This is a genomic window from Bradyrhizobium sp. USDA 4486, from assembly GCF_054057995.1.
This window is the reverse complement of the sequence record NZ_JBSRZV010000001.1, coordinates 4,203,849-4,229,034: the sequence shown is the minus strand read 5'-3', so window position 1 is coordinate 4,229,034 and position 25,186 is coordinate 4,203,849. Positions and strand designations below refer to the sequence as shown.

The following is a 25,186-nucleotide window of genomic DNA, read 5'->3' as shown; positions in this document are numbered from 1 at the left end:
GCTCTCCCCATTGCTTATCGTTATCGGAGGATGTCAGGCGGCGCGGTTGCCGCGCGCGATCTCCTTCTGCTTGTCGAATTCGGCGCGGCGGCGGGCGAGCTCTTCCGGCGAAAGCTGCGCGACATTGTTGTAGTCGAGCTTCCAGGAGGCATCCTCGCTCCAGCGCAGCGGCGACTGCATCGTGGTCTGCGGCCCGCTCGCGGTCTCCAGCAACCTCAAGGCCAGCTCCAGGGTCTGCGCCTGGGAGGCGACGTCATGCGGCTTGCCGGCGGAATTGCCGAGCGGGAAGTCGCTGAACAAAAAGCGCGGCACGGCGGCGTGCTCGATGATGTCCTTGGCGCAGCCCATGATCACCGTCGAAATGCCGTTCCGCTCCAGGTGCCGCGCCACCAGCGCGGTGGTCTGGTGGCAGACCGGGCAGTTCGGGACCAGCACCGCGACGTCGACCTTGTCGGCCAGGCAGCGCGAAAGAATCTCCGGCGCGTCGGTGTCGATCGTGACGCGATGGCTGCGGTTGGTCGGCGCGCCGAAGAAGCGCGGGGCGACTTCGCCGATCCGTCCCGCCGCGCTCGCCTTCAACAGCTGCGGCAGCGGAAACCAGGTGCCGCTGTCGGTGGCCGAGGTGTGCTTGCGGTCGTAGCCGATATGCGAGATGCGCAGGTCGTGCTGCTTCGAGGTGTCGCCGTCATAGACCTGGTAGAACTTCGCGCTGCCATTATACGCCGCGCCCGGACCCTGGTCGCCCTTGTCAGGATCGTACGGCGCCGCCGTCGTGATGATGGTCACAAGCGATTGCGCCAGCGGCTTTTTCAGCGGCCGGAACGGCGCCTCGGTGTAATGCGCCCAGCGATACGGCGTGGTGTAGCCGATCGCCGCGTAATAATCCCGCGTGCGCCGCATATAAGGGACGGGGGAATCATAGTCGGGCGCAAAGCCGAATTCGTCGTCGCGCGGAGCGGACATGGGCGCGTCTCCTGGTTCTTGGTTGAGGCCAGACTAGAGATAGTTTTGCGGTTGCTCAACGGGGAGCAGGGCGGCGCAGGTCAGAATTGCAGCCGACGATGAAGCCGCGCGCACTGTGTCACTTACCCTCCCCTGGAGGGGGAGGGTCGATCGCGCACAGCGCGAGCGGGGTGGGGTGATCTCTCCACACGGGCACTGTTCGTTGCGGAGAGACCGTCACCCCACCCCGTCTCGCATCTTCGCTACGCTCAGATGCGAGCCGACCCTCCCCCTCCAGGGAAGAGGCGCCGGCATCACCTACCTGAAAACGTGCAGCGCGGCGTATTGCAGCAGCATGATCGCCTTGGCGTCGATGATGCGGCCGTCCGCGATCATCGCCAGCGCCTCGTCGATGCCGAGCTCCAGCACCTCGATGTCCTCGCCCTCATGCGCGAGGCCGCCGCCGTCGCTCACCCGCATCGAAGGCTCGTACTCGGCGACGAAGAAATGCAGCTTCTCGGTGATCGCACCGGGGCTCATGAAGGCCTCGAACACCTTGTGCACATGGTGCAGGCGATAGCCGGTCTCCTCCTCCGCCTCGGCGCGGATGCGCTCTTCCGGCGAAGCATTGTCCAGCACGCCGGCGGCCGCTTCGATCAGGAGATCGTCGTAGCCGCGGATGAATGCCGGCAGGCGGAACTGACGCACAAGGATCACGCTGCGACGGGCAAGGTTGTAGGGCAGCACGGCCGCGGCGTTGTCACGCTCATAGGTCTCGCGATGCTGGGTCTGCCATTCGCCATTGGCGCGGCGGTACTCGAACGTGGTGGTCTTCAGGGGCGTCCAATTGTCCGAGAGCACGCGGACGTCCTTGATGCGGACGCGGTCGGAAATGGTCATGGCTGTCCTTCTTTTCTTCACCTCGCCCCGCTTGCGGAGCGAGGGAGAGCGCAGCTGCGCCCGGGGCCGCAGCTCAGTTGCTTGGCGTGGTCGCGCGCCCGTCGAGCCACTTCTGGAACATCACGGAGGTGGAGAGCTCGAAGCCGAGCGAGCTATAGAACGCATTCGCCCGTGCATTCTCGCGCCGGACGAGCAGCTGGAGCTTCGAAATCCCGGCCGCCCGCAGCCAGTCCTCGGCCGCCGCCATGATGACGCGGCCGTAGCCGCGCTTCTGGCACTCGGGGTCGACGGCGACGTAATAGACCCAGCCGCGATGGCCGTCATGGCCGACCATGACGGTGGCGACGATCGCGCCACCATCGCGGCCGATCAGCACGGTCGAGTTGTCGCGCCGGCGCGCCAGCGCGATGTCGGCATGCGGATCGTTCCAGGGCCGCGTCAGGCCGCAGCGCTGCCACAGCGCCACGACGTTCTCGACGTCGGCATCCCCGATCGCATCGATCGCAAGAATACTCACAGCACCTTCCCCGGATTCATGATGCCGAGCGGATCGAGCATCGCCTTGATCGACCGCATCAGCTCGATGGCGGTCTTGTCCTTGACCTCGGGCAGCTCGTCGCGCTTGAGCACGCCGATGCCGTGCTCGGCCGAGATCGAGCCGCCCATGCGCAGCACGATCTCGAACACCACCGCGTTCATCTCGTGCCAGCGCGCGAGAAAATCCGCCGTGTTGGCGCCGATCGGCTGGCTGACATTGTAGTGCAGATTGCCGTCGCCGAGATGGCCGAACGGCACCGGCCGTGCGCCCGGGATCAGCTTGACGACGGCAGCATCGGCCTCCGCGATGAAGGCGGGCACGGCGGCGACCGGCACGGAGATGTCGTGCTTGATCGAGCCGCCCTCCGGCTTCTGCGCCGCCGACATTTCCTCGCGCAGCTTCCAGAAATTGTTGCGCTGGGCGAGGCTGGCCGCGATCACGGCGTCGTCGACGATCTCCTCCTCCATGGCGCGGGCCAGGATCGTCTCCAGCGGCGTGCGGGCGTCCTCGCTCGGCGAGGACAGCTCCATCAGCACGTACCAGGGATGTTTTTCCGCCAGCGGATCGCGCACGTCGATGCCGTGACGCACCGAAAAATCCACCGCCATCTGCGAGAGCAGCTCGAAGCTCGTCAGCGCGTTGGCGGCCTCGCTCTGCGCGATCGTCAGCAGCTTGAGCGCCGCCTCCGGCGACTTCAGCCCGACATAGGCGGTCTCGACCGCCCGCGGCTTGGGGAACAGCTTGAGCGTCGCCGCGGTGATGATGCCGAGCGTGCCTTCGGCGCCGATGAACAGGTTATGCAGATTGTAGCCGGTGTTGTCCTTCTTCAGCTTCGACAGCACGTTGAGCACACGCCCGTCGGCGAGCACCACTTCCAGCCCCAGCGCCATCTCGCGCGCGACGCCATAGGCGAGCGCGGCGGTGCCGCCGGCATTGGTGGAGAGATTGCCGCCGATGGTGCAGCTGCCTTCGGCGCCGAGCGACAGCGGAAACAGCCGGTCCGCGTCGGAGGCCTTCTGCTGCGCGACCTGCAGCACCACGCCGGCCTCGCACGTCATGGTGTTCGAGGCGGTGTCGACCTCGCGGATCTTGTCGAGGCGGCGCAGCGACACCACCACCTCGCCATTGTGCGGCGTCTGCCCGCCGACGAGACCGGTATTGCCGCCCTGCGGCACCAGCGCGATCCTGTGCTGGGAGACGAGCTTGCAGATTTCGGAGACTTCCGCGGTCGAGCCCGGACGCAGCACCAGCGGCGTGCGGCCGTGGAACAAATTGCGCTCTTCGGTGACGTAGGCCTCGATGTCGGCCGCATCGGTGATCGCGTGGCGATCGCCGACGATCTTGCGGAATTGCTCGATCAGCTCGGGCGCAAGCGGAGGGGCGGCGGATTGATTGATGTTCATGTCGTCTTCTTTCATCCCGCGTTCTAAAGCATGATCCGGACCCGAAGGGCCGCGTTAGCGCAAAGTGCGAAGCCGTTTTCCGGAAAGATCATGCGTAAACAGCAACCTAAAGCGCGATGACGATTCATCCAATGCTCATCGCGCTTTAACGCGCAACTGCCGCGCGCCGCAGCCGGTCATTGATCGCTTCGCCCAAGCCTTCCTCGGGGATCGCCATCACTGCGATCGCCTTCGGTGCCTTCGCATCGAGCGTGCGAAGATAGCCGAACAGATTGGCGGCGGCTTCATCGAGATCAGCCGCGAGCGACAGATTCATGACGGCCGCGGCCGCCTCCATGCCCGGCAGACGCGCAGGCCCGAACGCCAGCAGCGCTTCACCCGGCGCGACGTCCTGCGCGTGCAGCCGCACATGGGCGCGCGGCGCGTAATGCGAGGCCAGCATGCCCGGCGCCAGCGGCTGGCTGTCGTCGCTCTCGGCGTCCGCCGGTGGCCGCGCCAGCGGCGCGCCGAGCACGGCCTCGATCCGCTCGCGCGACAGCCCGCCTGGCCGCAGCAGCATTGGCGCCTTGAAGCAGCCGACGATGGTCGATTCGACGCCGACCGCGACCGGCCCGCCGTCGATGATCAGGTCGATGCGCCCGGCAAGGTCGCTGGCGACATGCGCCGCCAGCGTCGGCGAGACGTGCCCGGAGATGTTTGCCGACGGCGCCACCACCGCTCCGCCAAAAGCGCGCAAAATCGCCTCGGCCACGGGGTGGGCGGGAATGCGGATCGCGACCGTGTCGAGGCCCGCGGTGGCGAGATCAGACACCGGGCAGTTCTCCGTCTTCGGCACCACCAGCGTCAGCGGCCCCGGCCAGAACGCCTCTGCCAGCTTCAGCGCGCGGCCGTCGAGCCGGCCGATCCGGCACGCAGCGGCGATATCAGGCACGTGCGCGATCAGCGGATTGAACGCCGGCCGGCCCTTGGCGCTGTAGATATGGGCCACCGCGGCGGCGTTGGCGGCATCCGCGCCGAGCCCGTAGACCGTCTCGGTCGGAAACGCGACCAGCCCGCCGGCGGCCAAGGTCCGGGCGGCGGCTTCCGCGCCGGCCTCGCCGGCCGGCAAAATCAGTGTCTCGAGACCCGTTCTCACAGGGACAAAATTCCTCGGCTCGGCCGCTTGCAGTGCGTCAAACCCGACGCTATAAGCCGCCTTCTTGTCGGAGTGTGGCTCAGCCCGGTAGAGCACTGCGTTCGGGACGCAGGGGTCGCAGGTTCGAATCCTGCCACTCCGACCAGAAATCATTAGGTTTTTCCTTCTGATCGCTGGTCCTTCCCGAGTCAACCACCGTTTCAACCACCGAAACATACCGGCCTTTTTGGCCAATGGCGGTGGCCGCCCCCTGCAGAAAGTCTGGGTGGTGGTGGCCGTAGGTGTCCTGCAGGACCTCGGGAGACATGCCCAGGAACCCTGCCGCCTCCCAGATCGCCACGCCACGCTGCATGAGCCATGTCGCAGCCGTATGCCGTAGGGTGTGGGGTGTCACTTTCCCCGGAAGGCCAGCAAGCCTCACAGCGGTCTTGAAGCCCTTTTTTACCGAGGCGACTGGCTTGCCGTTGAACTCAACGAAGCATTCGGCGATCAGCTTACGGTTCCACCAGCGTCGAAAGTGGGCGAGCAGCCGGGGCGGTATGGGGGCTGGCGTCTGACGCTTCTTGGTAGAGCGCTTGCCAATGGCCTTGCGATAAAAAATGCCGCGCTCCAGATCCACGTAAGAGCGCCCGGTTATCGCATATGGCGATGCCGACGCTATCGCGCCCGCGCGAGTGCCGGTGTACAGGCCGATCAGGATAAACCGAGCAATATGACGCAGAGGCCTTCGGTTCGTGGCGACCGGGCCCCCCTTCGATGCTCCCGAGTGTATCGTCTGCTTCTCACGGTAGCTCCAACAATGCCAAAGCAACGCTGCGGCCTCTTTGCGAGTCAGCCATCGGTCGCGCGCTTCACCTTTCGGCGGGAGCGACACGCGCACGACGCCGCGGTGAAAGCCTTCTTTTGCGTGGTGGTTAATCGCGGCGCGAAGTGTCTCAAGGTCGCGGCGAGCACCGCCTGGACCGCCACGATGCTTGGTATACCCCGCACAGGTCTGGGCGTTAACCTGCGCGAGCATCTTGCCACCCCAATACTCGTTGAGACGTTCGATCCTCGGCTCAATCTCGTGTTGCTCGCCTGGCTCGCCAATGTCCGTCAGATAGATTGAGAGTACATCGGCGCAGTCGATGTCCTCTATGTCTCGTCTGCTTCGCTCCGCTTGGTACTTGCGCGCGATGTAGTCCGACAGCGCTTGCTCTGCTTCTCGAGGCGGCTTTGTTCCAGACGCGTTCGCAAGGCATCCTGTGGCGATATGGCGGCCGCCGTCCTTGATGATCCAGACGGCTTGGGCGACGAGCTTGCCGTCTCTGTATCTGGGCTTACGTTTGAAGAGCCGAGCTCCCTTGCTTGGACGCGGCATAATTTCCTCATTCTCTCTATATAAAAGAGCGTTGTGTAGTCCTTACCCGCAATGCGCTCGATAACGAGTCGTCCACGGGCTCCTTCTCTGCGCAATCCGGAAGCGGTCATCGAACCGTCGGGAAATGCCAAGGCCGCTGCTACAGCAAGACGGAGTGGATCGTGGAGACCAACGCCCTTTGGGCGCTTCCATACATCGATCATGTTAGCAACGTCGCAATCTGCGAAGCGCTAACGACGATCGATTCTTATGTGGGCGGCATTGTCGCGGTTCTATTTGTCGGAAGAATGCGCTTGCCGCGAGGTGTCGAGTCGGTGTGGAGATTAGAAGTGTTTGGCAGCGCTGAGCAAGGGTAACATTCTGCTCATCGCCGCGGCCTTTAAGAATCCTTCCAGTGTTGCTGTTCGCCTCGAGATCGTCAGTGCCCATTGGCACATACAATCAACGCGTGGGCGATAGCTCAATTGCGACGAGCGGCTGTTTAGGCCGATATGGGCCGGCGCGGAGAATGCCTAGGGCGGCCGCGCCAACGTCATCCTAGGTAGGGGTATCGATCACTTTTGCGATATGCTCCATTGCTTTTCGGTCCAACTGAGCGTGGTTGCTTAGCGCTCGCTTACGCCACAGCCCACGTATTTGTGCGAAGCGGGACGATTGGTTTGCTATTGATAGCGACCCAGCTGCTGAAGCGGCCAGCCCAACAGTTTTCGCCGGTCGCTCGACATAGCTCCTTGATTCTATTGGGTCGGACGGCTGGCCGATACTGTAAGATTTAACAGGTTGTGGATTGTCTCGGCGAGGCGCCTGGAGTCTTGGGTCTGGATCTCAGCACGGTATCCGTCCTGTCGTTGCCCCCGAACGCGATCTTTCTGGGACGAACGCGACAGTTTGCCGGAGTCAGCGGCCGACCAATACCTGCGCGGCCCATTTTTCTGCATCTCTGGCTCGTGCGGCAATAGCCGCACCGGGCTCTCGTGTTGGGGTGGACGGCCCCCTTCCGCCAAACTGCGTGGCAAGATGAGGTCGTCGCTGACCTCAACGAAGGAGCCGCCCGTGGAAACGATTGTGCGCATCGGTTTGGATACGTCAAAGAGTGTTTTTCAGTTGCATGGCGTTGATGGCACCGAGCAGCCGGTTTTACGGCGTAAGTTGAGGCGCGGGCAGGTTTTGGAGTTCTTCCGTCGTTTGCCGCCTGCGCTTGTCGCGCTGGAGGCTTGCGGGGCATCGCACTATTGGGCGCGGGAGCTTCAATCGCTTGGGCACCAGGTGGTGATGATTCCGCCGCAATATGTCAAACCGTATGTTCAGCGCGGAAAATCGGACGCTGCAGACGCCGAGGCGATTTGCGAAGCGGCAAGCCGGCCAAAATTGCGCAAGAACTTTGTGCCTATCAAAAGCCCCGAGCAGCAGGTGTCAAACGCCATCCGGAACTGCCCCCTTTGCGTCACGAAGAACTGCCCCCACCATCGGGATTATGATCTCGGTTGAAGGTTGTTTCCGCCGGTGACGGGCCGGAGGGAGGCGGAGCCGACCGGAGGGCCGTCACCGGCGGTCGGCGTCTTGATAAGGCCGCTTTTGCGCTTGGCGCGGAGCCGGTAGCTGTCGCCGCGGATCGTCAGCACGTGGCTGTGATGCAGGAGCCGGTCAAGGATCGCGGTGGCGACCACGGGATCGGCGAACACCGTACCCCATTCGGCAACGCTGCGGTTCGACGTGATCAGCATCGCGCCGGTTTCGTATCGCCGGCTGACTAGTTGGAAGAACAGATGGGCCGCGTCAGGTTCCAGAGGCAGGTAGCCGAGTTCGTCGACGATGAGCAGCTTTGGCTTCGACAGCGCGAGAAGTTTCTCGTCTAGGCGTCGCTCGCCGTGCGCCTTGGCAAGGCCAGCGACCAGCGTCGTCGCCGTGGTGAACTGTACCGTGTATCCGGCCAGGATCGCCTCTCGCCCGAGCGCGATCGACAAGTGCGTCTTACCTACGCCTGGCGGGCCGAGCAGCAGCACGTTTTCTCCGTTGGCTATCCAACGTGATGCGGCAAGATCACGGATCTGCTTTGGATCAATTGACGGCTGCGCCTCGAAGTCGAAGCCAGCAAGCTCCTTCACCGCCGGGAAGTGTGCGAGCTTCAGCGCCATCTCTATGCGGCGATGGTCCTTGCGTGCGATCTCGCGCTCGCACAGCAGGATCAGCGTCTCACGCGCCGACAGGTTCGCGCGCGCCGCCTCGTCGAGCAGGCTGTCGAGCTGATCGCGGATACCGGAGAGCTGCAGTCGCGCCAGCATGGCATCGAGCGGATCGGTCGTTGCTTCCATTATCTTCTTTGCCCGCGCCATCAGAAGCTTCCTCCGACCACGGCTTCGTATTCGGCAAGAGGGCGCAACAACGACGGCGGTGAGGACGGCCCCAGCACCGCCGCCGCGATCTCAGCCCGGCGGACCGCGCCGCTGTGACCAGCAACACCATCGAGATGGGCGGTGTCGATGATCCGCAGCCGGCGTCCATCCGATTGCTTGTGGATCGCAACCTGGTGCAATCCATGGCGGATCCGCACTTCCCCGGCCGCGATCGTTACCGCCACGCGCTCGCCAATCAGGCGCCACGGCACTGAGTAGCTGTTCGTGTCGATCTCGACGGCACAATCATGGCCGACGACGCGGGTCAGTTCACGCAACGATCCGAACGACGGTTGCCCGCTAAGCGGCTTCAACCGGTGGGCCTCGTCACGCGCAAAGCGAGCAATCGGCGCCTCGCCGGTCGTGCCGTGGATTCGCACGTTCGCCACCTCACGCTCCCACCCGGCCAGATGCGCCTCGAATGCCTCCCAGCTCGCGAAGGAATGCCCCGCGATCGCGTTCTTCTTCACGTAACCGACGCCATTCTCCGTCTTGCCCTTCGTCCGCGCCCGATACGGCGCGCAGGCGCGAGGACGGAAGCCCCAATGCTTCGCGAACGCGATGAGCTTGTCGTTAAATTGGACCGACCGGCTCACTGCGTCGTGGCGCACCACCAGCGCGCGTGGATTGTCCATCAGCACTTCCTCAGGCACACCGCCGAGGGTCGTGAATGTGCTCTCGAGCCCGGCAAACCAATGCTCCTGCTTCTCAGCCCGGAACGCACGCACATGGAGCCGCCGCGAATGTCCGAGCGTCGCCACGAACACGAACGCTTTTATCTTCGCCCCGCTGATCTCGACCAGACGCTCGCCGAAGTCGATCTGCAGCTGCCGGCCCGGCGGCGTCTCGAACCGCGTCGTCGCCAGCGCCTCCGCCTTCAGCGCCTGGCGATACGGCTGCACGGCCCGTTGTAGGGTTCGCCGGCTGACCGCCACGTCTTTCTCGGCCAACAGGTCCTGGCGCACCACATCCGCATTGCCCCGATGCCTGATGAACCGCTCGCGCAGCCAACCTTCAAGGCCGTCGAGCCGCTTCGCCCGCTCAGGCGACTTGAACGGCTTCACACCGCCCGCCGCCACGTAGCCCTTCACCGTGTGATGACTGCAGCCCAGCTGCCGCGCAATCCGCTTCAGACCCCACCCGCACGCCCTCAGGCGCAACATCTCCGCCACGTCATCCGGCGTCTTCATCACCTGCCCCCGTGGATCAATCCACGACGAGCTTTCCGCGATTCGTTCCTCTTTCATTCACTCTCTCCTCGGCTATCCAAGGAGGGGGCAATTCCTCATGACGCCGAGGGGGCAGTTTTCCATGGCGCGCGACAAGCAGGGCGCACAGATGCTCGCGCGTGTGCGCAACCAGTTCATCGGCAGGCGGACCCAGCTCGCCAATTCGATCCGAGGCTACGCCGCGGAATTCGGCTTTACTGCGCCCAAGGGGCTTTCCCGGCTTCAGCAATTGCTGATCGACATTCGGGATGACGCGACAGTCCCCAACTTGGCGAAGGAGCTGGTGGAAGCTTTGGCAATAGAGCTGGCGCGCGTCCACGACCAGATCGCCAAGCTCGACAAAAAGCTCATGCAACTCCACCGTAGTAACGAGATGAGCCGGCGACTGGCGGCTATTCCGGGTGTTGGTCCGATCGGCGCGACGCTGCTGTCAATCAAGGTCGTGGATGCACGCGGGTTCAAGTCGGCAAGAAACTTCGCTGCCTGGCTTGGCTTGACACCAAAGAATCACTCGACGGCTGGAAAGAACCGCCTCGGCGTGATTACGCGCGCCGGCGACGGAATGTTGCGAACCGTCTTGGTGGCAGGCGCGACAGCTGTGATCGCACATATGCGCCGACGGGAAGGTCGCTCCTGGCCCTGGCTCAAAGATATCATCGCACGCAAGCCGCCGAAGCTGGTGGCCATAGCGTTGGCAATAAGCTGGCGCGGATCGCCTGGAAACTGATGGTCAGCGGCGAGCGGTACCGACCTGCAAGCAGCGTCGTGCCGATGCCGACATAGCCTTGAACGAAATGCAGAGCTTGGCGCCAGACCGGCAGGTTTGACGCCGGGGGCGGAACTTGCAGGACAGGAAGAGGTGGTACGTTCGGCGCAAGCCGGTCAGTGAAATGCTCCGCTCGGTTTACCGGCAGAAAATGCCGCTCTCGTGTTTGGATCTCACTGTCCGCGAAGCCCATCTTGGCCGGTGGTCGTAAGACCCGAAAACAGGCCGGACATATGAGCGCAAGCGATCCGAGCGTGCTGCCAGAGCCAATCCTTGCAAGTCGGGGGCCCTCCACATATGAACCGAGCCGCGTTGCGTCTCGACCTTCGGCTTAGATCCCTCGCGCAAGCAAGTATATAACGTGTCGCTCGCCGGAGGCACTCGCACGAAGGGCTGCCGCTTCGCGGCACCGCTAGCACTGCCCGTCGCGCGGGTGCCTTTTTAACCGGTCTCGCGACTGCACTCGGTCCCGGGTCCCGCCGCTATGCGTCGGCGCTATGCTGACCCTCTTGCGGGTGCCTCTTTTGATTTTCTCACTCTTGTCTTGTTCCCACCTGCTCTGACTTTCTCAATATTCCAACGCTCGAAATCTCAGGGGCTCCGCCCCTCGCGCGCGCCAGGGTAAAGCGCCGGCTGCCGCCGGTGCCGTCCCGAGCGGTCTCCCCGGTCTTCCGCGCTTCGCTCATCCTGTCGATTTTGACTGCATGGCACACGCGCTTGTGCAGACCCGCTCCTAACGAGCGGCCCTTGCGGGCGGGAGATCCCCCTCCGCTCGGGGCGCCCTGGCACTTGCTACCCCCGGTCTCGCCGACGGGCAGGGGCGCAGGCGCGTGGTGCGCCTTGCACCCATGGAAGCAAAAGGAAGAATGATCATGTCCGCCAAATCAATTGAAATCGTTCCCGCGAGCGGGACGGAGATTTTCATTCCGCTCAACAAGCTGAAGAAGTCCTCGAACAATGCGCGCAAGACGCCCCACAGCGAGGCCGCGATCGAAAGCTATGCGGCGAGTATCGCCGCCAAGGGCATCCCTGCAGAATCTGGTGGTTGAGCCCGAGTTAGACGGAGAGGGAACGGCAACGGGGTTCTATCGCGTGACCATTGGCGAAGGCTGGCGGCTTGCCCAGCTGCTGAGAGTGAAGCGGAAGGAGATCAAGAAGACCGAGCCGATCCGCTGCATCATCGACACTGCGAATGACCTTCACGAAATCAGCCTGGACGAGAATGTCACCCGGGAAAACATGCATCCCGCTGACCAGTTCGAGGCGTTCAGGAAGCTTGCGGACGAGCGTGGCTTCGGCGCGGAGGAGATCGCCGCTCGCTTTGGGGTGACGCCACATGTTGTGCGGCAACGCCTCCGGTTGGGTGCAGTTTCCGGCAAATTGATCCAGCTGTACCGCGATGGCGATCTGACACTTGAGCAGTTGATGGCCTTTGCCATCGACGATCAGGCCCGGCAGGAGGCTGTTTTTGAGCGTCTCTCCTACGACCGTGATGCCAGCACCATACGCCGTCTCCTCACTGAAACCCATGTCGCGGCCACCGATCGCCGCGCGCGTTTTGTCGGGCTGAAGGCCTACATCGAAGCTGGTGGTACGATCCTGCGCGACCTCTTCGCAGAGGACCGCCGCGGCTATCTGGAAGACGTCGCGCTGCTCGATTTGCTGGTGATGGCACGGCTCGGCCGCGAGGCGGACGCCTTGGGCGGCTGAGGGGTGGAAGTGGACCGAATCCCATGTCGACTTCCCGTGCGCCCATGGGATGCGCCGTGCCTACCCGCATCTGGTCGAGCTTTCGGCAGATCGGTCCGCCGTGCATGCCGCTCAAACCGAGTTCGACTGGCTGACCGAACAGCATCAAACAGCCGACGAACTGCCTGATGAAGTGGACGCCCGGTATGGCGAATTGGAGACCAATATCGAGCTGCTGGAGGCGAAACGGCAGGCTTACGGTCCCGGCCACGTCGCGCGCGGCGGCGCGTTCGTGATCCTCAATCATGACGGCACCATCAGGATCGAACGCGACTTCATCTGCCCCGGTGACGACAAGCCCGATGCCGAAACCGGGCAGGACAACGACGGTAAGGCACCGGATGAGGAGGGCGGAGGAGACGATCAAGCCACGCGCGATGGTAAAGGAGAGGGTGGAGAAAACGAGGAGGAAGAGGAGGAGCAGTCGCTGTCTGACACGCTGGTTCGTGACCTCACCGCATCGAACCCTGGGGCTGCGTCTCAATCTGAGTGAGCAGCCCGATGTCGCAATCGTAGCCGTCACCCATGCGCTGGCCGCGCAAATCTTCTATGTCGGAGCCAATACCCATGTGGTCGGCATTCAACCGATCAAGACCGATTTGGCTGTGCATCCGGCCGGAATAGAGGACACGGCGGCCGGAAAAGCATGGTCGGATCGCCATGCCAATTGGGCGGGGCAAATGCCGCGGGACGTCGGCGGAGTGTGGGAATTCGTGACCGAACTCGAACACGACAGCCGCATGGCTCTGCTCGCGCATTGCACGGCATTGACGGTCAATGCGGTCAAATTGCCATTTAACCTTTGGCCGCGCGATTGACGGCGGCCAGCCGTTTGGCCGAGGCCGTCGTTCTCGACATGACTGGATACTGGCGGCCGACGGTGCAAAGTTATCTCGGCCGGGTCACCAAGTCGGGCATTCTCAAGGCCGTCAGCGAAGGCGTCGGCGAGAAAGCCGCCGCACGCTTGTCGGATTGAAAAGGCCGAGATGACAGCAGCCGCGGAGCAGCTGTTGGCCGCAACCGATTGGTTGCCGTCGTTGCTGCGCACAGGCAAAACGGAGGAGCAAGCGGGGTGCGCCAGATGAGGTGCAGCGCAACGATTTCCGCTCGCAAGCAGCCGAGTAGGAGGCGAGCCGGGGTCGGGAGAACGCCCCGGCTCGTCGAAAAATTGCGGCCGCGCACCTGACGGCACGCGGTCGGTTCAGTTGAAGGGAAGCGGGCGATGACTCACGCGAACCCCGTCTCCAAATGCGGGCTACGATCCGTTCCGATTTGCGGAGGCCAGTGAGGTTGCGCCAGGTCTACTTTTGCGTTGGCGAGGCGATCAAGCTGGGACCCCGATCGAATCCGGACCTCGCGTATTCGACGCGCAATCACGCAAATAATTCTGGTCGGCGCCGTCGTTCCCTCATGCGAAAATGCGGTCGGGTCCGCTTGGTTTGTCTGGTGCGTCGTGCTCGCGAGTGATGCGCAGGCGTCGCTTTTTTGATCGATACGCGCCGTTTTCTGATGCTGCGCTGGGCGTTGGAAGTCAGGGTAATCGCCGTCAGTTCGGTCACGGCTCGCGTCCAACGCATCCACGAATGGCTCATTAGGCCCGAGGGACGGCAAGAGCCTCGATCGCCTTCCCGCAACAGCTCACGCCTGCTTTTTTCCCTGCCGCCGCGCGGCGGCATTCCTCGCGCAAGTCAAAAAAGGCAGGCTTTCGCCGTCCTCCGCTGCGCTGTGGGCCCAAGGGCTGCGGGCCGATCGCTCCCCGGGCCAAGGATCGCCATCGAGGCTGCGATGGGCGCGGCCCGAACAACAGACAGACGGAGATTACCATGGCGACCATCGGCACCTTCACCACTTCGGACAACGGCTACACCGGTTCGATCAAGACGCTGACGCTGAACATCAAGGCCAAGTTCGCGGCCTCCGAAAAGGACAAAGACAACGCTCCCGACTTCAGGATTTTCGCAGGTAGCACCGAGTTCGGTGCCGCCTGGAAGAAGAGCGTCCGCGACAGCGACCGCGAATATCTCTCGGTCAAGCTCGACGATCCGAGCTTCCCGGCTCCGATCTACGCCTCGCTGGTCAAGGTCGAAGGCGAGGAGGGCTTCAGCCTGATCTGGTCGCGCCGCAACGGCGACTGACGCCGGGGATCATCGGCCCCGCCTCCTCGGAGGCGGGGCTTTTTTGCGTTTCCTACGCGCTTTGAAGGAAGTCAGGAGAGCATTTTCTTGCCCAAAAGGCAGCGCGCACCTTCGGATTTGCGGGCCAGCTCAAGCACGATTTGCGGTCTAGAGGTGCGAATTTCGACAAGCTTTTTGGCTTCGTTTTCGTTGGGCGGTTCGCGAGCTCAATAGCCGTGTGAGCGGCCAACTGAGTGCGCTGCATTCGACTTATTGGCCGGCACCAGGACCACGTCTCAGATGTGAAACCGAGCCGCTTGCCACGCGAATAGTCTGGTCTGGACGCGAGAAACTGGAGGCGACACATACGCCGGAAAGTGGCCCAGGCGCCGTTCGTGCGGAGACTGGCGCTCTGCGGCAACGGCTGTTTCATTCGTCTGAAGGGGACGATTCCCTGCTTGTGGCGCCACGACCTATGGCAGCCGTCCCCCATCCGAAACCCTCGCACGCTTCCTTTTTTCCCCGCCGGCAGGCCGGCTCCTCGCCGCCGCTTCGCTGCAAATAAGGAGCGGGCTCAGGTGCTTCGCTGCGCTTCGCCCCAAGGGTTCGGATGCGGGCCGCCCGCCATGACGGTCTCGTCATCGCAGGGCATCGGCCCTGCGGCAACGAAGGAGACAGACCATGACCGCGATCGGATTCGTCACCCGCACAGTTCACGGAGGCTTCAGGGGCCAGCTAAAGTTGCTGCCCGTCTGCGCCGACATCGACATCGTTCCAAACCGCGACAAGTCCGGCGATAAGCCAGCAGATTTCCGCATCTTCGCGCATGGACTCGAGGTCGGATCCGGCCGGATTTTGACCGGCGAGAACCGCGGAACGGACTACATCAGCCTGTCACTCGCAGCACCTAGCCTTGGAGTCCGTAGGCTCTGCGCCCACCTTGGTCGAACGGTCGGCCTTAACGGTGACGGCAGCTTCTTCCTGATCTGGAATCCTGTCGATTGACTCGAAATGTTGGCTCTCGCGCATCGCGCGGGAGCCCCTTTTTGTATCTCGGATAGGAGGCTTTAGATATTCCCGATTGGTGCAAAAGCGCCCGCAGCTGGGTGCGCGGAGAGGCGAGGGTTGGTTGGCCAGTCTGCAAGGCATCGCATTTCGATCGAAGAAGCGCTCTGGCACGCCGTGGAATTTGCCTGGAGCGAAGGTCGTTCCGTGGCTTTTTCTCTTCGTTCCGACGCCAAAAAATCGCTCCATCTGCATTGGAATCTGCTCCAACCGATGGGCAGAAGGGAGGCTGGAATTGATGGCCTAGAAGCGCGCCTAGTACGCGATTTTTGTGCGTCAATAGCGTGCTGATGGCATACGGGCGATGCCTTCGGCCCGCGCTCTACTCGTCGCTTCGCTCCTCACCGAGCCACCCTACGGGTGTCTCGGCCCTTCGGGTAACGATCGCTATCGCAAATGAGCGCAAAGCAAAAAAGCAGCGGGAGTGAGGGCTCTTCGGCCGTGGCCGAATCCGGAGCCTGGTGCAACGACTTAGAAGGTCGTTGCCACAAGGGAGAGCTCCGATGAAACTGTACGTTGGATTGGACGTCGGCCTTGAAGAAACCAGCGTTTGCATCGTCGATAGCCAAGGTCTTACGGTCCGCGAAATTAAGGTCAGCACGGAGCCAGAGGCGATCCGCTCCGCTGTAGAGGGCTACGCGGATCGCCTCGATAGAGTAGGGGTCGAGGCGTCATCGCTAGGCATCTGGCTGTATCGCGAATTACAGCCAGTCGGGCTTCCAATCATTGTCGTGGAGGCGCGCCACATGCGCGTTTCGCTGTCGACAATGCGCAACAAAACCGACCGAAACGATGCGCGCGGCATCGCGCAGATGATGCGGTTGGGCTGGTACCGCGCCGTGCATGTCAAGAATATCGACATGCAAAAAATGCGCACATTGCTGACCAACCGGAAGCTGCTTAAGCGCAAATTGGTCGACCTCGAGAACCATGTTCGGGGCGCGCTGCGGGCCTATGGATTGCTCGTCGGAGCAGTCGCTCGAGGCGCCTTTGAGGCCCGCACCCGAGAGCTGATCGAGCACAGCGACCCGATTTTTGTGATGTCGATCCAGGTCATGCTGGACGTGCGCCGCGCGCTCCTCGGGGGCTACGATCGGCTGCATCGCGTGCTTCTACAGGTGGTCCAGCATGATCCTGTTTGCCGGCGTCTGATGACGGTTCCGGGCGTTGGTCCGGTTGTCGCCTTGTCATTCAAGGTTGGCGTTGATGACCCTCATCGCTTTGCCCGATCACGCACAGTGGGCGCCCATTTTGGCTTGACGCCGAAGCGCCATCAGTCTGGCACATCGATCGATTTTGAAGGTCGCATCAGTAAACAAGGCGATATCTCCGTGCGGGAGGCGCTGTGTGAAGCGGCTGCAAGTCTGCTGCTACGGGTCAGAAAATGGTCGGCGTTGCGGGCTTGGGGCCTGCGAATTGCCAAGCGGTCGAGCATGCTGTGTGCGATTGCCGCGGTCGCGCGAAAGCTCGCGGGTATTCTCCACCGGATGTGGGTCAGCGAGACGGATTTCCACGTCGGATTCGGTGCCAAGGTCACGCAACGGCTGCGGCTGAAGCCGGCGCAGCAATAGCTACGTAGACGAGCGTAGGAAGGCGCTGGGATTACTCCCAGCATGTTGAGGAGGAGCGAAATTAGAGATCCGCGCGCGCGGTGAGCGTCCCCTGGCGGGGCCGCGAAACGGGGAATGTCCGCTATCTCTTGCCTGCTGCCGTCCTTCGGGAACGAGAGCGCCAGACTGCTTGGACAGCCCTGTTTACGAACCTGATGAAGAGCATGCGACGGCTGAAGTGCTGAACGCGAAGGAACGCATGGACCCCGCCTGGTGATGCTGATCGCAAGCGTTGCGGTGACGCGTGCGCGTTGTCGATGCAGGGAGTCTGTCATGGCTGAAGTGCGAAGAGTCGAAGAAAAGCGTAGGAATGAGTTGACTTTGCCCGCCCGATTAGGAAGGCAAGATAAAAGCACTGGCGCTACGGAGCGCCTAAGCTGTTGTCTGCACATCCAAGAGTTGGCGGCGCCCCTGGCTACGATGTCGCCAAATGCGGCCTATGCCGAGGCTCTCCCTCATTGATTGCGTCTGCGTTTGAACCTCCTCCGAATGAGTGGACACCTGTAGTAGGCTCATTGAGCCCGGAAGTGTCGAATGCTACGTCAACGTCGGTCATTTACCGAAGGGTACAAACGTCAGGCCGTTGAGCTGGTGGTGTCGAGCCGCCGCTCGGTCCCGTCGGTGGCCAAGGAGCTCGGTCTGCGCGACTCGGTGCTGCGGCGCTGGGTGGCGGCGTGGCGCCTCACCACGCAGGCGACGCCGATATCGGCGGCTCAGGCTTCGGAGATCGCCCGGCTGCGCCAGGAGAAACGAACGGCTGCGCATGGAGCGCGCCATTTTAAAAAGTTGATCGCGATCTTTGCTGGAACCAGGACATGAGGTTCCGCTTCATTGAGGACCACCGCGACGTCTATCCAGTGCGGCTGGTGTGCGCTGTGCTCGAGGTCTCGCCGACCGGCCACTACGCCTGGCGCGAGCGCCCGGTGAGCGCCCTCCGCGCTGCTGGATGCGGTCCGGTAAGTCCATCACGACAGCAGCGGGGCTACGGCAGTCCCCGCCTCCATGCCGTCCTGCGCAGGCAGGGCCGTGGCGCCAGCCGCGGCCGGATCGAGCGGCTGATGCTTCGGCACGGCATCCGCGCCATCATGGCGCCGCCGCGCAGTGTGCGCACTACCGACAGCCGTCACGACCTGCCGATCGCCCCGAACCTGGTCGCGCGCGACTTCACAGCGGAAGCCCCGAACCGGATCTGGCTCGCCGATATCGCCTACATCCCGACCGCGGAAGGCTGGCTGTATCTGCTGGCTGTCATGGATCTCTTCAGCCGAAAGATCGTCGGCTGGTCCATGCGGGATCATATGCAAGTTCGAACTCGCATCCGCGGCCGATGCGGTGATGCCCGCGCCCGTGAGAGCGTCGCGATAGGCGTGTGAGGCATACTGCACGTCGCGGATCGGAGTGGTGGATCAATCCGGCCTGCGGCCGTTGCTGCTGGATGGGCATCATCAGTGTCGTAGCAATCGGCCCTGCGGCTCATCAATGCCCCATGGAGAAACTCCTTCCATACCCTGAAGACCGAGCTCGTTCACCATCGCGACTACAAGACCCGCATCGAGGCCCAGCGCGATATCTTCGCCTTCATCGAGGGCTTCTACAACCGCACAAGGCTTTATTCCGCCGCGGGATATATCGCCTCGATCGAGATGGAGCTAAGAGCTGCCTAACCCGTCTACTTTTTCGGGCGAAGATCAGCCTTCGTGTTGCCGACCGCTCGCTGGCTTCGCATATCCGCGGTCTTCCTCAAGAGGAGCTTGCGTCATGCGCGCCGTCGACGAATTCGATGTCAAGCTTGGCCGCAGAGATCCTGGATACGCGAAGGTGCAGTGCTGGCTGGACGGGGGAAAGAAGGGCCAGCGCCGGGCTGTGATAATAAGGCCCGCATTGTGCGCATCAAAGCGGGTGATCCCGGCGCTGTCCGGGCGCATCTACGTTACGTCGACGCGACAGTGTCATGCGAGACGACGAGCCAAGCGAGCTCTACAATGCCGCCGGCGACCGCGCCGAAGCCACTTGTCCGTGGCCTGATGCGACAGATGGAAGGCGATCTGGGCACGCGGCTCGACTGGGTCGCGGCGGATCATTTCAACACGGGGCATCCGCATAGCCACATCGTGCTTGCGCGGAAAGGATAGCGATGGACATCACCTCGTGATCGCTCACTCACGGTTGCGGGGCGCGGGCGGCAGACTTCATCACCCGGGAGCTTGGTCCAGAAACCGAAATCCAGGCCGCTCGTAAATTCCAGCAGGAGGTTACAGCCGAGCGGTCTACGCGACTTGACCTGGCCATCCAGCGCGATGCGCCGAATGGTGCCCTGGAACTCAACGTGCACCCCGCGAGAGATTCAGCCTGGCACGGCCGCGAACGCTTGAACGAGTAATCTCAGCGGCGGGACTGCCTAACCGGTCTCAAGCTCGTTGCGATGACCCCATCGATCTACATCGCCGCGAGGGCAACCTTCACCCGCTGGATGGAAATCTCGAGCGCTCGGAGCAAGGTGCGGAGTTCGTGCCGGCCGGCCTCTTCCATCCGGAGGTTGTCGACGTCGAGAGCTGCTTCAATCAAGTCTATCAGGGAAACCTCTTCGGATTCGCGGCTAGGCGTGCCGCGACCGATGTCTGGTAGTTGAGCGTCGACGACGATCTTTCCGTCGATCGTCATTCGAGCGGAAACTTGCAATGGAACGAATTGAGCTACCGCCGTAGCTGCGATTTCAACGATAGCGGCAGGGACGCCTGTCTGCTTGCATCGGTAGCCAAAGCGATATGCATCGCAATCGTGCGCTGGGAGTTCAATGAAAGGTTCGAAATCAGCCGGCACAAGCCGTCTCCTTTTTGTTGAGTATACTCAATTGATGAGTTTACTCAACAAGAAGCATCTCGCCGTCGATGGACGAGATGAAGCAGATTGTCGCTCGGAACTTGAGGCGTCTCCGCCACGAGAGAAAGTTGAGCCAGGAAGAGCTTTCGTTTCAGGCAAAAGTGGATCGCAGCTACATCAGCCAGCTGGAAACGGGTGTTTACAGCGCATCAGTCACGATGTTGGCAAAGTTGGCGAAAGCTCTCGGCGTGGAGGTCAGCGAGCTATTGAAGCGGTAATGCGGCGGAAGCTCGCCGCTAGAAGTGCATAGATCGCAATATGATCGCGCGGGCTCCTTCGTCGCCAGGCAAGCGAAGGCTCACCGTGAGCGTCCCAAACGGTTGTAGGTGAAATCACTGCGATTCGGTTTCCGGCATTTGGGCGGTCAACTGCAGCATTGCACACGGCGCCCACCCGGGACACTTTGGAACATCGCCCAGACAGGGCTCTCCGGACGAACAGGCGTCACGTAGATCTGCTGATCTTGCGCCAAGAACGCCGGCACGGTGCCGAAGGAAATAAGCCCCCGTCAGCAGTCCGGCCCAGAACGAGACGAGGTCGGAATGGGGGCGTCGGTGGGGTCGTCGTCGGGTGCAGGCACTCGGCGCAACCGTCCGTGCCGGGCACGTGGAATGATGCCATGGCGGACCAGTGCGTCGTTGCACCGACGCCGAGCCATGCCGTCGACGCGCGCTGCACGAACCACCGCGAGGGGTGTCGTCGACGCCCACCAGCACGACCTCGCGCAAGCCGACCGAGTGGCGGTCTCGGGACCAAATCGCTCCGGGATGGGCGTGAGCCAGACCGGTTCCCGTACACATCTCTTCGAGGTCTTTGGCCTTTTGCGCATCGCAGTGGGATCGCAGCAGCAGCATGTAGCGATTGAGGTTGGTCAAATCGGCGGAGTCGGGCTTGATCACGCGGCGCCCTATTGGGATCCGCGCGGCAAGCATTGCGGGCGCGACGTTCGCCCCCGGCACGGCGGGCGTTGGCTAAGGCCTGACCACCTATGACCTCAAAGGTGGACTTGGATCCGCAAGCGCAGTCACGTCTAACGGCTTCGGAGTGGGCGCGCTGGTTGGCGTGAACGCCGTTGGACGCGCCACACGCGGCGGGGTCCGCATTTCTGGGCGGCCCCATACAAGCGCGCGGCGGAGTTCGGCGGCCTTGGGCAGGGCGGCGAATCCACGCGGGAAAGATCTGCGAATGAGAATTGGGCAACGCACCGGCCAACTCGACCATCGGCATGGTCGTCACCGGCGCGGCCCTCACCAAGGCGCAGATGAAGCGCGTCGCGATCATGGCCCAGGATGGGTTTGCGCTTTCGCTGCGACCGGCTCACGCCCCGATGGACGGCGACATCGTGTTCGCCGCGACTACCGGTCGGGCCGCGCGCACGCCCGAGCTCGCTGACCTCACCGAAATCGGGATGATGGCCGCGGAGTGCCTTGCCCGTGCCATCGCGAGGGGCATCTATGAAGCAACGCCGCTGACGGTGTGGCGCCGCCCAGCTGGCGTGAGGTTCATACACCGTCGCGCCCTAGAAGCACCCGAAGCAATCCGTGCGGCGAAGCTCTCGATGAATGGACGGACCGAGCAACGCCACCAAATCTTCGAACGTCACACTAGTGCTCGCGAAAGCTAAACTGGCCTCGAGTTCTGTGCGTCAAGTTCAGCAAAATTGATCATGGGGTCCGGCCGAGCCATCCCCTCGGAGCCGCCGTCGCTCGCTTGCCCAAAGCGTAGCGCTGGCGAGCGACGGCGGCGGAGAGGGGTGGCGTGCATCCCCTTGGTGGGCCTGAGCATCGTCAGGCCGCTTGGCGTAGTGCCTCCTTCTTGTGTTCCTTCAGCAGGTCCATGTTCAGATAGCGATGATCCTCGAGCCAAGTCTCGTGACGCTCGACGGTCAAGGCGCGCACCAGCCGCAAGCAGCTCTCGGCATTGGGGACGATCCGCACCACATAAGTGCGCCGCCTGATCTCCTCGTTGAGCCTCTCCAGCATGTTGGTCGACTTCATGTGCTTGCGGTGTGCCCGCGGCAGGCGGAAGTAGGTGAGCGTCTCCTCGATGTTCTCTTCCACCCAGCCGGTGAGCTTGGGGTATTTGCCACCCCATTTGGCGAACCAGGCGGCAAGATCGCGCCGGACCTCCGCGAGGTCGCGCCGGTCGTACATCCATCTGAGCTCGAGCAGGCAATCGTCATCGACCTTGCGGGGGACATAGTCGAGCGCGTTGCGCAGGAAGTGCACATAACAGCGCTGCCAGAACACGCCGGTGAGAACTTCGGGGATGGCCTTCTTCAACCCCGGATGATCATCGGAGACGACGAACTCGACGCCATGCAGGCCACGGGCCTTCAAGGCTTCCAAAAAATCCTTCCAGCTCGATCGGCTCTCTCGGTTGGCGAGTTCGACCGCGAGCACCTGGCGCCGGCCTTCCCAGTCGACCGCGATCGCGATCAGCACCGCTTGGCTGGCAATGATCCCATCCTCCCGGATCCGCTCGTAACGGGCGTCCAGGATCAGATAAGGGAACGGCTCCTTGAGCTTGCGTTCGCAGAACGCCTTCAGCGACGCATCCAGCCGCTTGTTGGTGGCACTGATTGCAGAGGCCGAGAAGGCATGGCCCACCAGTTCCTCGGTGACCTGCTTCACCTTTCGCGTCGAGACGCCCTGCACGTACATCTCGGCCAGGGCCGCAACCAGCGCCTTCTCCGAGCGTTGGTAGCGCTCGAACAACTCGGTCGAGAACCGCCCCTGCCGATCCTGCGGCACCTTCAACTCGATCTTGCCGATCCGGGTGATCAACGAGCGGGAATAGTAGCCGGAGCGGTAGCCAAGCCGCCCCTCGCTGCGCTCCCCTTTCTCCGCACCCAGCGTCTCCGTCATCTCGGCTTCCAGAATGTCCTGCACCGCACCCTGAATCAGCGGCTTCAGGAACTCCTTGTCCGACCTCAACAACTCTTTGACTGCAGAGACATCCGTCCTAATCTTCGTCACGGTCATGGCGGGTCCAAGCTCCTCTACGAGCGGTGATCTTCGCAATCACCGGACTTACCGTGACCGCTTCAGCCTCTCAGCTTTTGCAGAACTTCCAGGACACTACCCTCCTTTGTCGGTCGCGCTGGTCTTTTAGCTTCCGCAGAGCAAGGCAAGCTGTTACCATTCTCGAAGGCCTGCTCGCTAGAAGCATGAAGCCAACCGATAGCTCCCAATCACGCCACTCTACGTGCAGTGATGTGCGATGGTTCCGAAAACGCGGTACGCAAAGAGCGGTGATATTAAGATCGCCTATCAGGTCGTGGGGGATGGGCCGTTCGACCTTGTGTTTGTGCCTGGCTTCATCTCGAACTTAGACGTGGCCTGGGACGAGCCTCATCGTGCCCGCGTTTGGACGCGTCTGGCTGCTTTCTCCCGGTTGATCATGTTTGACAAGCGCGGCACTGGTCTCTCTGACCGGACTGTCGGCGTGCCGACTCTCGAGGAACGTATGGACGACGTTCGGGCTGTCATGGATTCCGTCGGCTCGCAACAGGCTGCGCTATTCGGCATCTCTGAAGGCGGCGCGATGTCCGTGTTGTTTGCAGCCAGCTATCCAGAGCGCACGCGAGCTCTGGCGCTTTATGGAACGTACGGGCACTTCCGATCGTGGGTGCTGCCACCGGATAGGATCGAAGGTGCGCTTGAGCGCATGGAGAAGGCGTGGGGGACTGGTGAGAGCCTTGCGTTGTTTGCTCCAAGCGTGGCCGCTGATGAGAATTTTCGACAGTCCTGGGCACGTTTTGAGCGGCTTGGCGCAAGTCCCTCTGCTGTTGTGGCGCTTATGCGAATGAACAGTGAAATCGATGTTCGTCCCATTCTCCCGTCCATTCGAGTGCCGACGCTCATCGCTCATCGCCAAGGCGACGTTCGGGTCAACGTTGAGGCCGGGCGATTCATGGCGAAGAAGATCCCGAATGCGAAATACGTCGAACTACAGGGCAATGACCATTTGTTGTGGACCGGTGACACGGATCGCGTACTAGATGAGGTTGAGGAGTTTTTGACTGGGTCGCGATCGGCCGCCGAAGCTGACCGCGTCCTCGCCACTGTTCTGTTCACCGATATTGTGAACTCAACCAAACGCGCGGAGAAGATCGGCGACCGCGCATGGCACGACCTGCTGGGTCACCACAATGCGATCGTGCGACGAGAACTGTTGCGGCATCGCGGCCGTGAAGTGAGGACATTGGGTGATGGGTTCTTAGCAACTTTCGACGGTCCGGCCCGATCGATCCGGTGCGCTCTTGCAATAAATGAAAGCGTCGAACCGCTCGGGTTGCAGGTGAGGGCCGGCCTTCACACGGGCGAGATTGAAGTTGCCGATGACGATGTCAGCGGAATCGCCGTGCACATCGCATCGCGCGTTGCGACGATGGCGAAGCCCGGACAGGTTTTGGTCTCGAATACCGTCCGTGACCTGGTGGCAGGATCAAACATTCGGTTCCATGACGAAGGTCATCATTCCCTAAAGGGCATTACTAACAGCGTCAGATTATTCGCGGTTGAACGGTAGAGAGAAGCTCAACGCGCAATTCGGATAGGGTGATCGACTTTGCCTTAAGGCTATCGCTCGACTGGGCCGTTCTGTAGCGAGAGGTCCGCTCCATTGGCAGACCTTCGATAGGCTCTCATCTAGCCCTTCGTCATCTGCGCCAGCCTTGTATCAAGTTCTGGTAACAAGACGATGCCGTCCTGATCGCTACCTGATGAGTGCACCACGGCCCACCTACAGAGTGCTCCACTCTCGTTGCACGGGGCATGAGGTACGTCCTCTCGCACATAGACTTGATCACCCGCGCTGACTGCGATGCGGTGCTCAAGCTTGTCGCCGTAGTACACGGCACATTCGCCTTCCAAGAGGTACGCGATTGTCTCGATGCCCTTGTGGTAATGGACCTTTGCTTTAGCTCCCGGCAGCATTGGTAAAATATTCAAGCAAACCTGCTTTGCTCCTACGGCTTCCTTGGATACACCGGATCCGTACGTAAAGCCCTGCTTGCCCACATAGCTTTGGCCGGGCTTTACCACTGCGAGACCATCGTGTGCTGATCCAGACAGACATGTTGCCTCACGGATTCGCTC

The 25,186-nt window shown here is 62.2% G+C and carries 19 protein-coding genes, 1 tRNA gene and 5 pseudogenes; 14 read left to right on the top strand and 11 right to left on the bottom strand.

Annotated elements, in window-relative coordinates; all coding sequences use genetic code 11:
• Positions 1-33: 33 nt before the first annotated feature.
• The 5 genes from ACVWY3_RS20560 to ACVWY3_RS20540 form a co-directional block, all read right to left on the bottom strand.
• Positions 34-963: a glycine reductase gene (locus ACVWY3_RS20560; RefSeq protein WP_456840101.1), complete on the bottom strand. Its 930-nt coding sequence runs from the start codon at positions 961-963 to the stop codon at positions 34-36.
• A gap of 297 nt (positions 964-1,260) precedes the next feature.
• Positions 1,261-1,842: a GDP-mannose pyrophosphatase gene (locus ACVWY3_RS20555; protein ID WP_456840100.1), complete on the bottom strand. Its 582-nt coding sequence runs from the start codon at positions 1,840-1,842 to the stop codon at positions 1,261-1,263.
• Positions 1,843-1,915: 73 nt separating this feature from the next.
• A complete protein-coding gene (locus ACVWY3_RS20550) occupies positions 1,916-2,359 on the bottom strand; it encodes a GNAT family acetyltransferase (RefSeq protein WP_456840099.1) in 444 nt (147 codons plus the stop codon).
• Positions 2,356-3,783, bottom strand: a complete 1,428-nt coding sequence (locus ACVWY3_RS20545) for an FAD-binding oxidoreductase (RefSeq protein WP_456840098.1) — start codon at positions 3,781-3,783, stop codon at positions 2,356-2,358. The genes ACVWY3_RS20550 and ACVWY3_RS20545 overlap by 4 nt, the downstream gene beginning before the upstream one ends.
• 145 nt (positions 3,784-3,928) lie before the next feature.
• Complete coding sequence (locus ACVWY3_RS20540) at positions 3,929-4,918, bottom strand: L-threonylcarbamoyladenylate synthase (RefSeq protein ID WP_456840097.1); 990 nt, start codon at positions 4,916-4,918, stop codon at positions 3,929-3,931.
• Between the two features lie 68 nt (positions 4,919-4,986).
• Between ACVWY3_RS20540 and ACVWY3_RS20535 the strand changes: the two genes are divergently transcribed.
• Positions 4,987-5,063 (top strand) — tRNA-Pro (locus ACVWY3_RS20535).
• A gap of 174 nt (positions 5,064-5,237) precedes the next feature.
• Here the strand turns inward: ACVWY3_RS20535 and ACVWY3_RS20530 are convergent.
• Positions 5,238-5,792: pseudogene (locus ACVWY3_RS20530) on the bottom strand (site-specific integrase); the annotation flags it as partial.
• On the opposite strand from ACVWY3_RS20530, the gene ACVWY3_RS20525 reads away from it, so the two are divergent.
• Together ACVWY3_RS20525 and ACVWY3_RS20520 are read left to right on the top strand one after the other, a co-directional pair.
• Positions 5,718-6,026, top strand: a complete 309-nt coding sequence (locus tag ACVWY3_RS20525; RefSeq protein WP_456840096.1) for a hypothetical protein — start codon at positions 5,718-5,720, stop codon at positions 6,024-6,026. The pseudogene ACVWY3_RS20530 and the gene ACVWY3_RS20525 sit on opposite strands and share 75 nt — an antisense overlap.
• 1,305 nt (positions 6,027-7,331) lie before the next feature.
• Positions 7,332-7,694 (top strand): annotated as a pseudogene (locus ACVWY3_RS20520) (IS110 family transposase); the annotation flags it as partial.
• Between the two features lie 56 nt (positions 7,695-7,750).
• On the opposite strand, the gene istB reads toward ACVWY3_RS20520, so the two are convergent.
• Both istB and istA read right to left on the bottom strand, forming a co-directional pair.
• Positions 7,751-8,611, bottom strand: a complete 861-nt coding sequence (gene istB / locus ACVWY3_RS20515) for an IS21-like element helper ATPase IstB (protein WP_456836904.1) — start codon at positions 8,609-8,611, stop codon at positions 7,751-7,753.
• A complete protein-coding gene (istA, locus tag ACVWY3_RS20510; protein ID WP_456836905.1) occupies positions 8,611-9,918 on the bottom strand; it encodes an IS21 family transposase in 1,308 nt (435 codons plus the stop codon). Before istA ends, istB begins: the two co-directional genes overlap by 1 nt.
• A gap of 64 nt (positions 9,919-9,982) precedes the next feature.
• Between istA and ACVWY3_RS20505 the strand changes: the two genes are divergently transcribed.
• The 7 genes and pseudogenes from ACVWY3_RS20505 (at position 9,983) to ACVWY3_RS20475 (ending at position 19,336) form a co-directional block, all read left to right on the top strand.
• Positions 9,983-10,627: an IS110 family RNA-guided transposase gene (locus ACVWY3_RS20505; protein WP_456840095.1), complete on the top strand. Its 645-nt coding sequence runs from the start codon at positions 9,983-9,985 to the stop codon at positions 10,625-10,627.
• A 911-nt stretch (positions 10,628-11,538) separates the two neighbouring features.
• Positions 11,539-13,500: pseudogene (locus tag ACVWY3_RS20500) on the top strand (ParB/RepB/Spo0J family partition protein).
• Positions 13,501-14,238: 738 nt separating this feature from the next.
• Positions 14,239-14,550 carry a DUF736 domain-containing protein gene (locus tag ACVWY3_RS20495; RefSeq protein WP_456840094.1) on the top strand — a complete coding sequence of 104 codons (312 nt, stop codon included), beginning with the start codon at positions 14,239-14,241 and terminating at the stop codon, positions 14,548-14,550.
• Between the two features lie 660 nt (positions 14,551-15,210).
• On the top strand, positions 15,211-15,534 hold the full coding sequence (locus ACVWY3_RS20490) for a DUF736 domain-containing protein (protein ID WP_456840093.1): 324 nt from the start codon (positions 15,211-15,213) through the stop codon (positions 15,532-15,534).
• A 563-nt stretch (positions 15,535-16,097) separates the two neighbouring features.
• Positions 16,098-17,165: an IS110 family RNA-guided transposase gene (locus tag ACVWY3_RS20485; RefSeq protein WP_456840092.1), complete on the top strand. Its 1,068-nt coding sequence runs from the start codon at positions 16,098-16,100 to the stop codon at positions 17,163-17,165.
• Positions 17,166-17,738: 573 nt separating this feature from the next.
• Positions 17,739-18,868, top strand: a pseudogene (locus tag ACVWY3_RS20480) (IS3 family transposase).
• Between the two features lie 318 nt (positions 18,869-19,186).
• On the top strand, positions 19,187-19,336 hold the full coding sequence (locus tag ACVWY3_RS20475) for a hypothetical protein (RefSeq protein WP_456840091.1): 150 nt from the start codon (positions 19,187-19,189) through the stop codon (positions 19,334-19,336).
• A 304-nt stretch (positions 19,337-19,640) separates the two neighbouring features.
• Here ACVWY3_RS20475 and ACVWY3_RS20470 read toward each other — a convergent pair whose 3' ends face one another.
• Complete coding sequence (locus ACVWY3_RS20470) at positions 19,641-20,024, bottom strand: hypothetical protein (RefSeq protein ID WP_456840090.1); 384 nt, start codon at positions 20,022-20,024, stop codon at positions 19,641-19,643.
• A gap of 68 nt (positions 20,025-20,092) precedes the next feature.
• Between ACVWY3_RS20470 and ACVWY3_RS20465 the strand changes: the two genes are divergently transcribed.
• The 3 genes and pseudogenes from ACVWY3_RS20465 (at position 20,093) to ACVWY3_RS20455 (ending at position 21,708) form a co-directional block, all read left to right on the top strand.
• Positions 20,093-20,302 (top strand): helix-turn-helix domain-containing protein, encoded by a 210-nt coding sequence (locus ACVWY3_RS20465; RefSeq protein ID WP_456840089.1) that lies wholly within the window; start codon positions 20,093-20,095, stop codon positions 20,300-20,302.
• Between the two features lie 760 nt (positions 20,303-21,062).
• Positions 21,063-21,149 (top strand): annotated as a pseudogene (locus ACVWY3_RS20460) (hypothetical protein); the annotation flags it as partial.
• Between the two features lie 127 nt (positions 21,150-21,276).
• Complete coding sequence (locus ACVWY3_RS20455; protein WP_456840088.1) at positions 21,277-21,708, top strand: P1 family peptidase; 432 nt, start codon at positions 21,277-21,279, stop codon at positions 21,706-21,708.
• Between the two features lie 163 nt (positions 21,709-21,871).
• On the opposite strand, the gene ACVWY3_RS20450 is transcribed toward ACVWY3_RS20455, so the two are convergent.
• Positions 21,872-23,068 (bottom strand): IS256 family transposase, encoded by a 1,197-nt coding sequence (locus tag ACVWY3_RS20450; protein ID WP_456840087.1) that lies wholly within the window; start codon positions 23,066-23,068, stop codon positions 21,872-21,874.
• Positions 23,069-23,306: 238 nt separating this feature from the next.
• Between ACVWY3_RS20450 and ACVWY3_RS20445 the strand changes: the two genes are divergently transcribed.
• Complete coding sequence (locus ACVWY3_RS20445) at positions 23,307-24,617, top strand: alpha/beta fold hydrolase (RefSeq protein ID WP_456840086.1); 1,311 nt, start codon at positions 23,307-23,309, stop codon at positions 24,615-24,617.
• Positions 24,618-24,736: 119 nt separating this feature from the next.
• Here ACVWY3_RS20445 and ACVWY3_RS20440 read toward each other — a convergent pair whose 3' ends face one another.
• Entirely contained in the window at positions 24,737-25,132 is a 396-nt protein-coding gene (locus ACVWY3_RS20440) for a cupin domain-containing protein (RefSeq protein WP_456840085.1), read from the bottom strand.
• Positions 25,133-25,186: the final 54 nt, after the last annotated feature.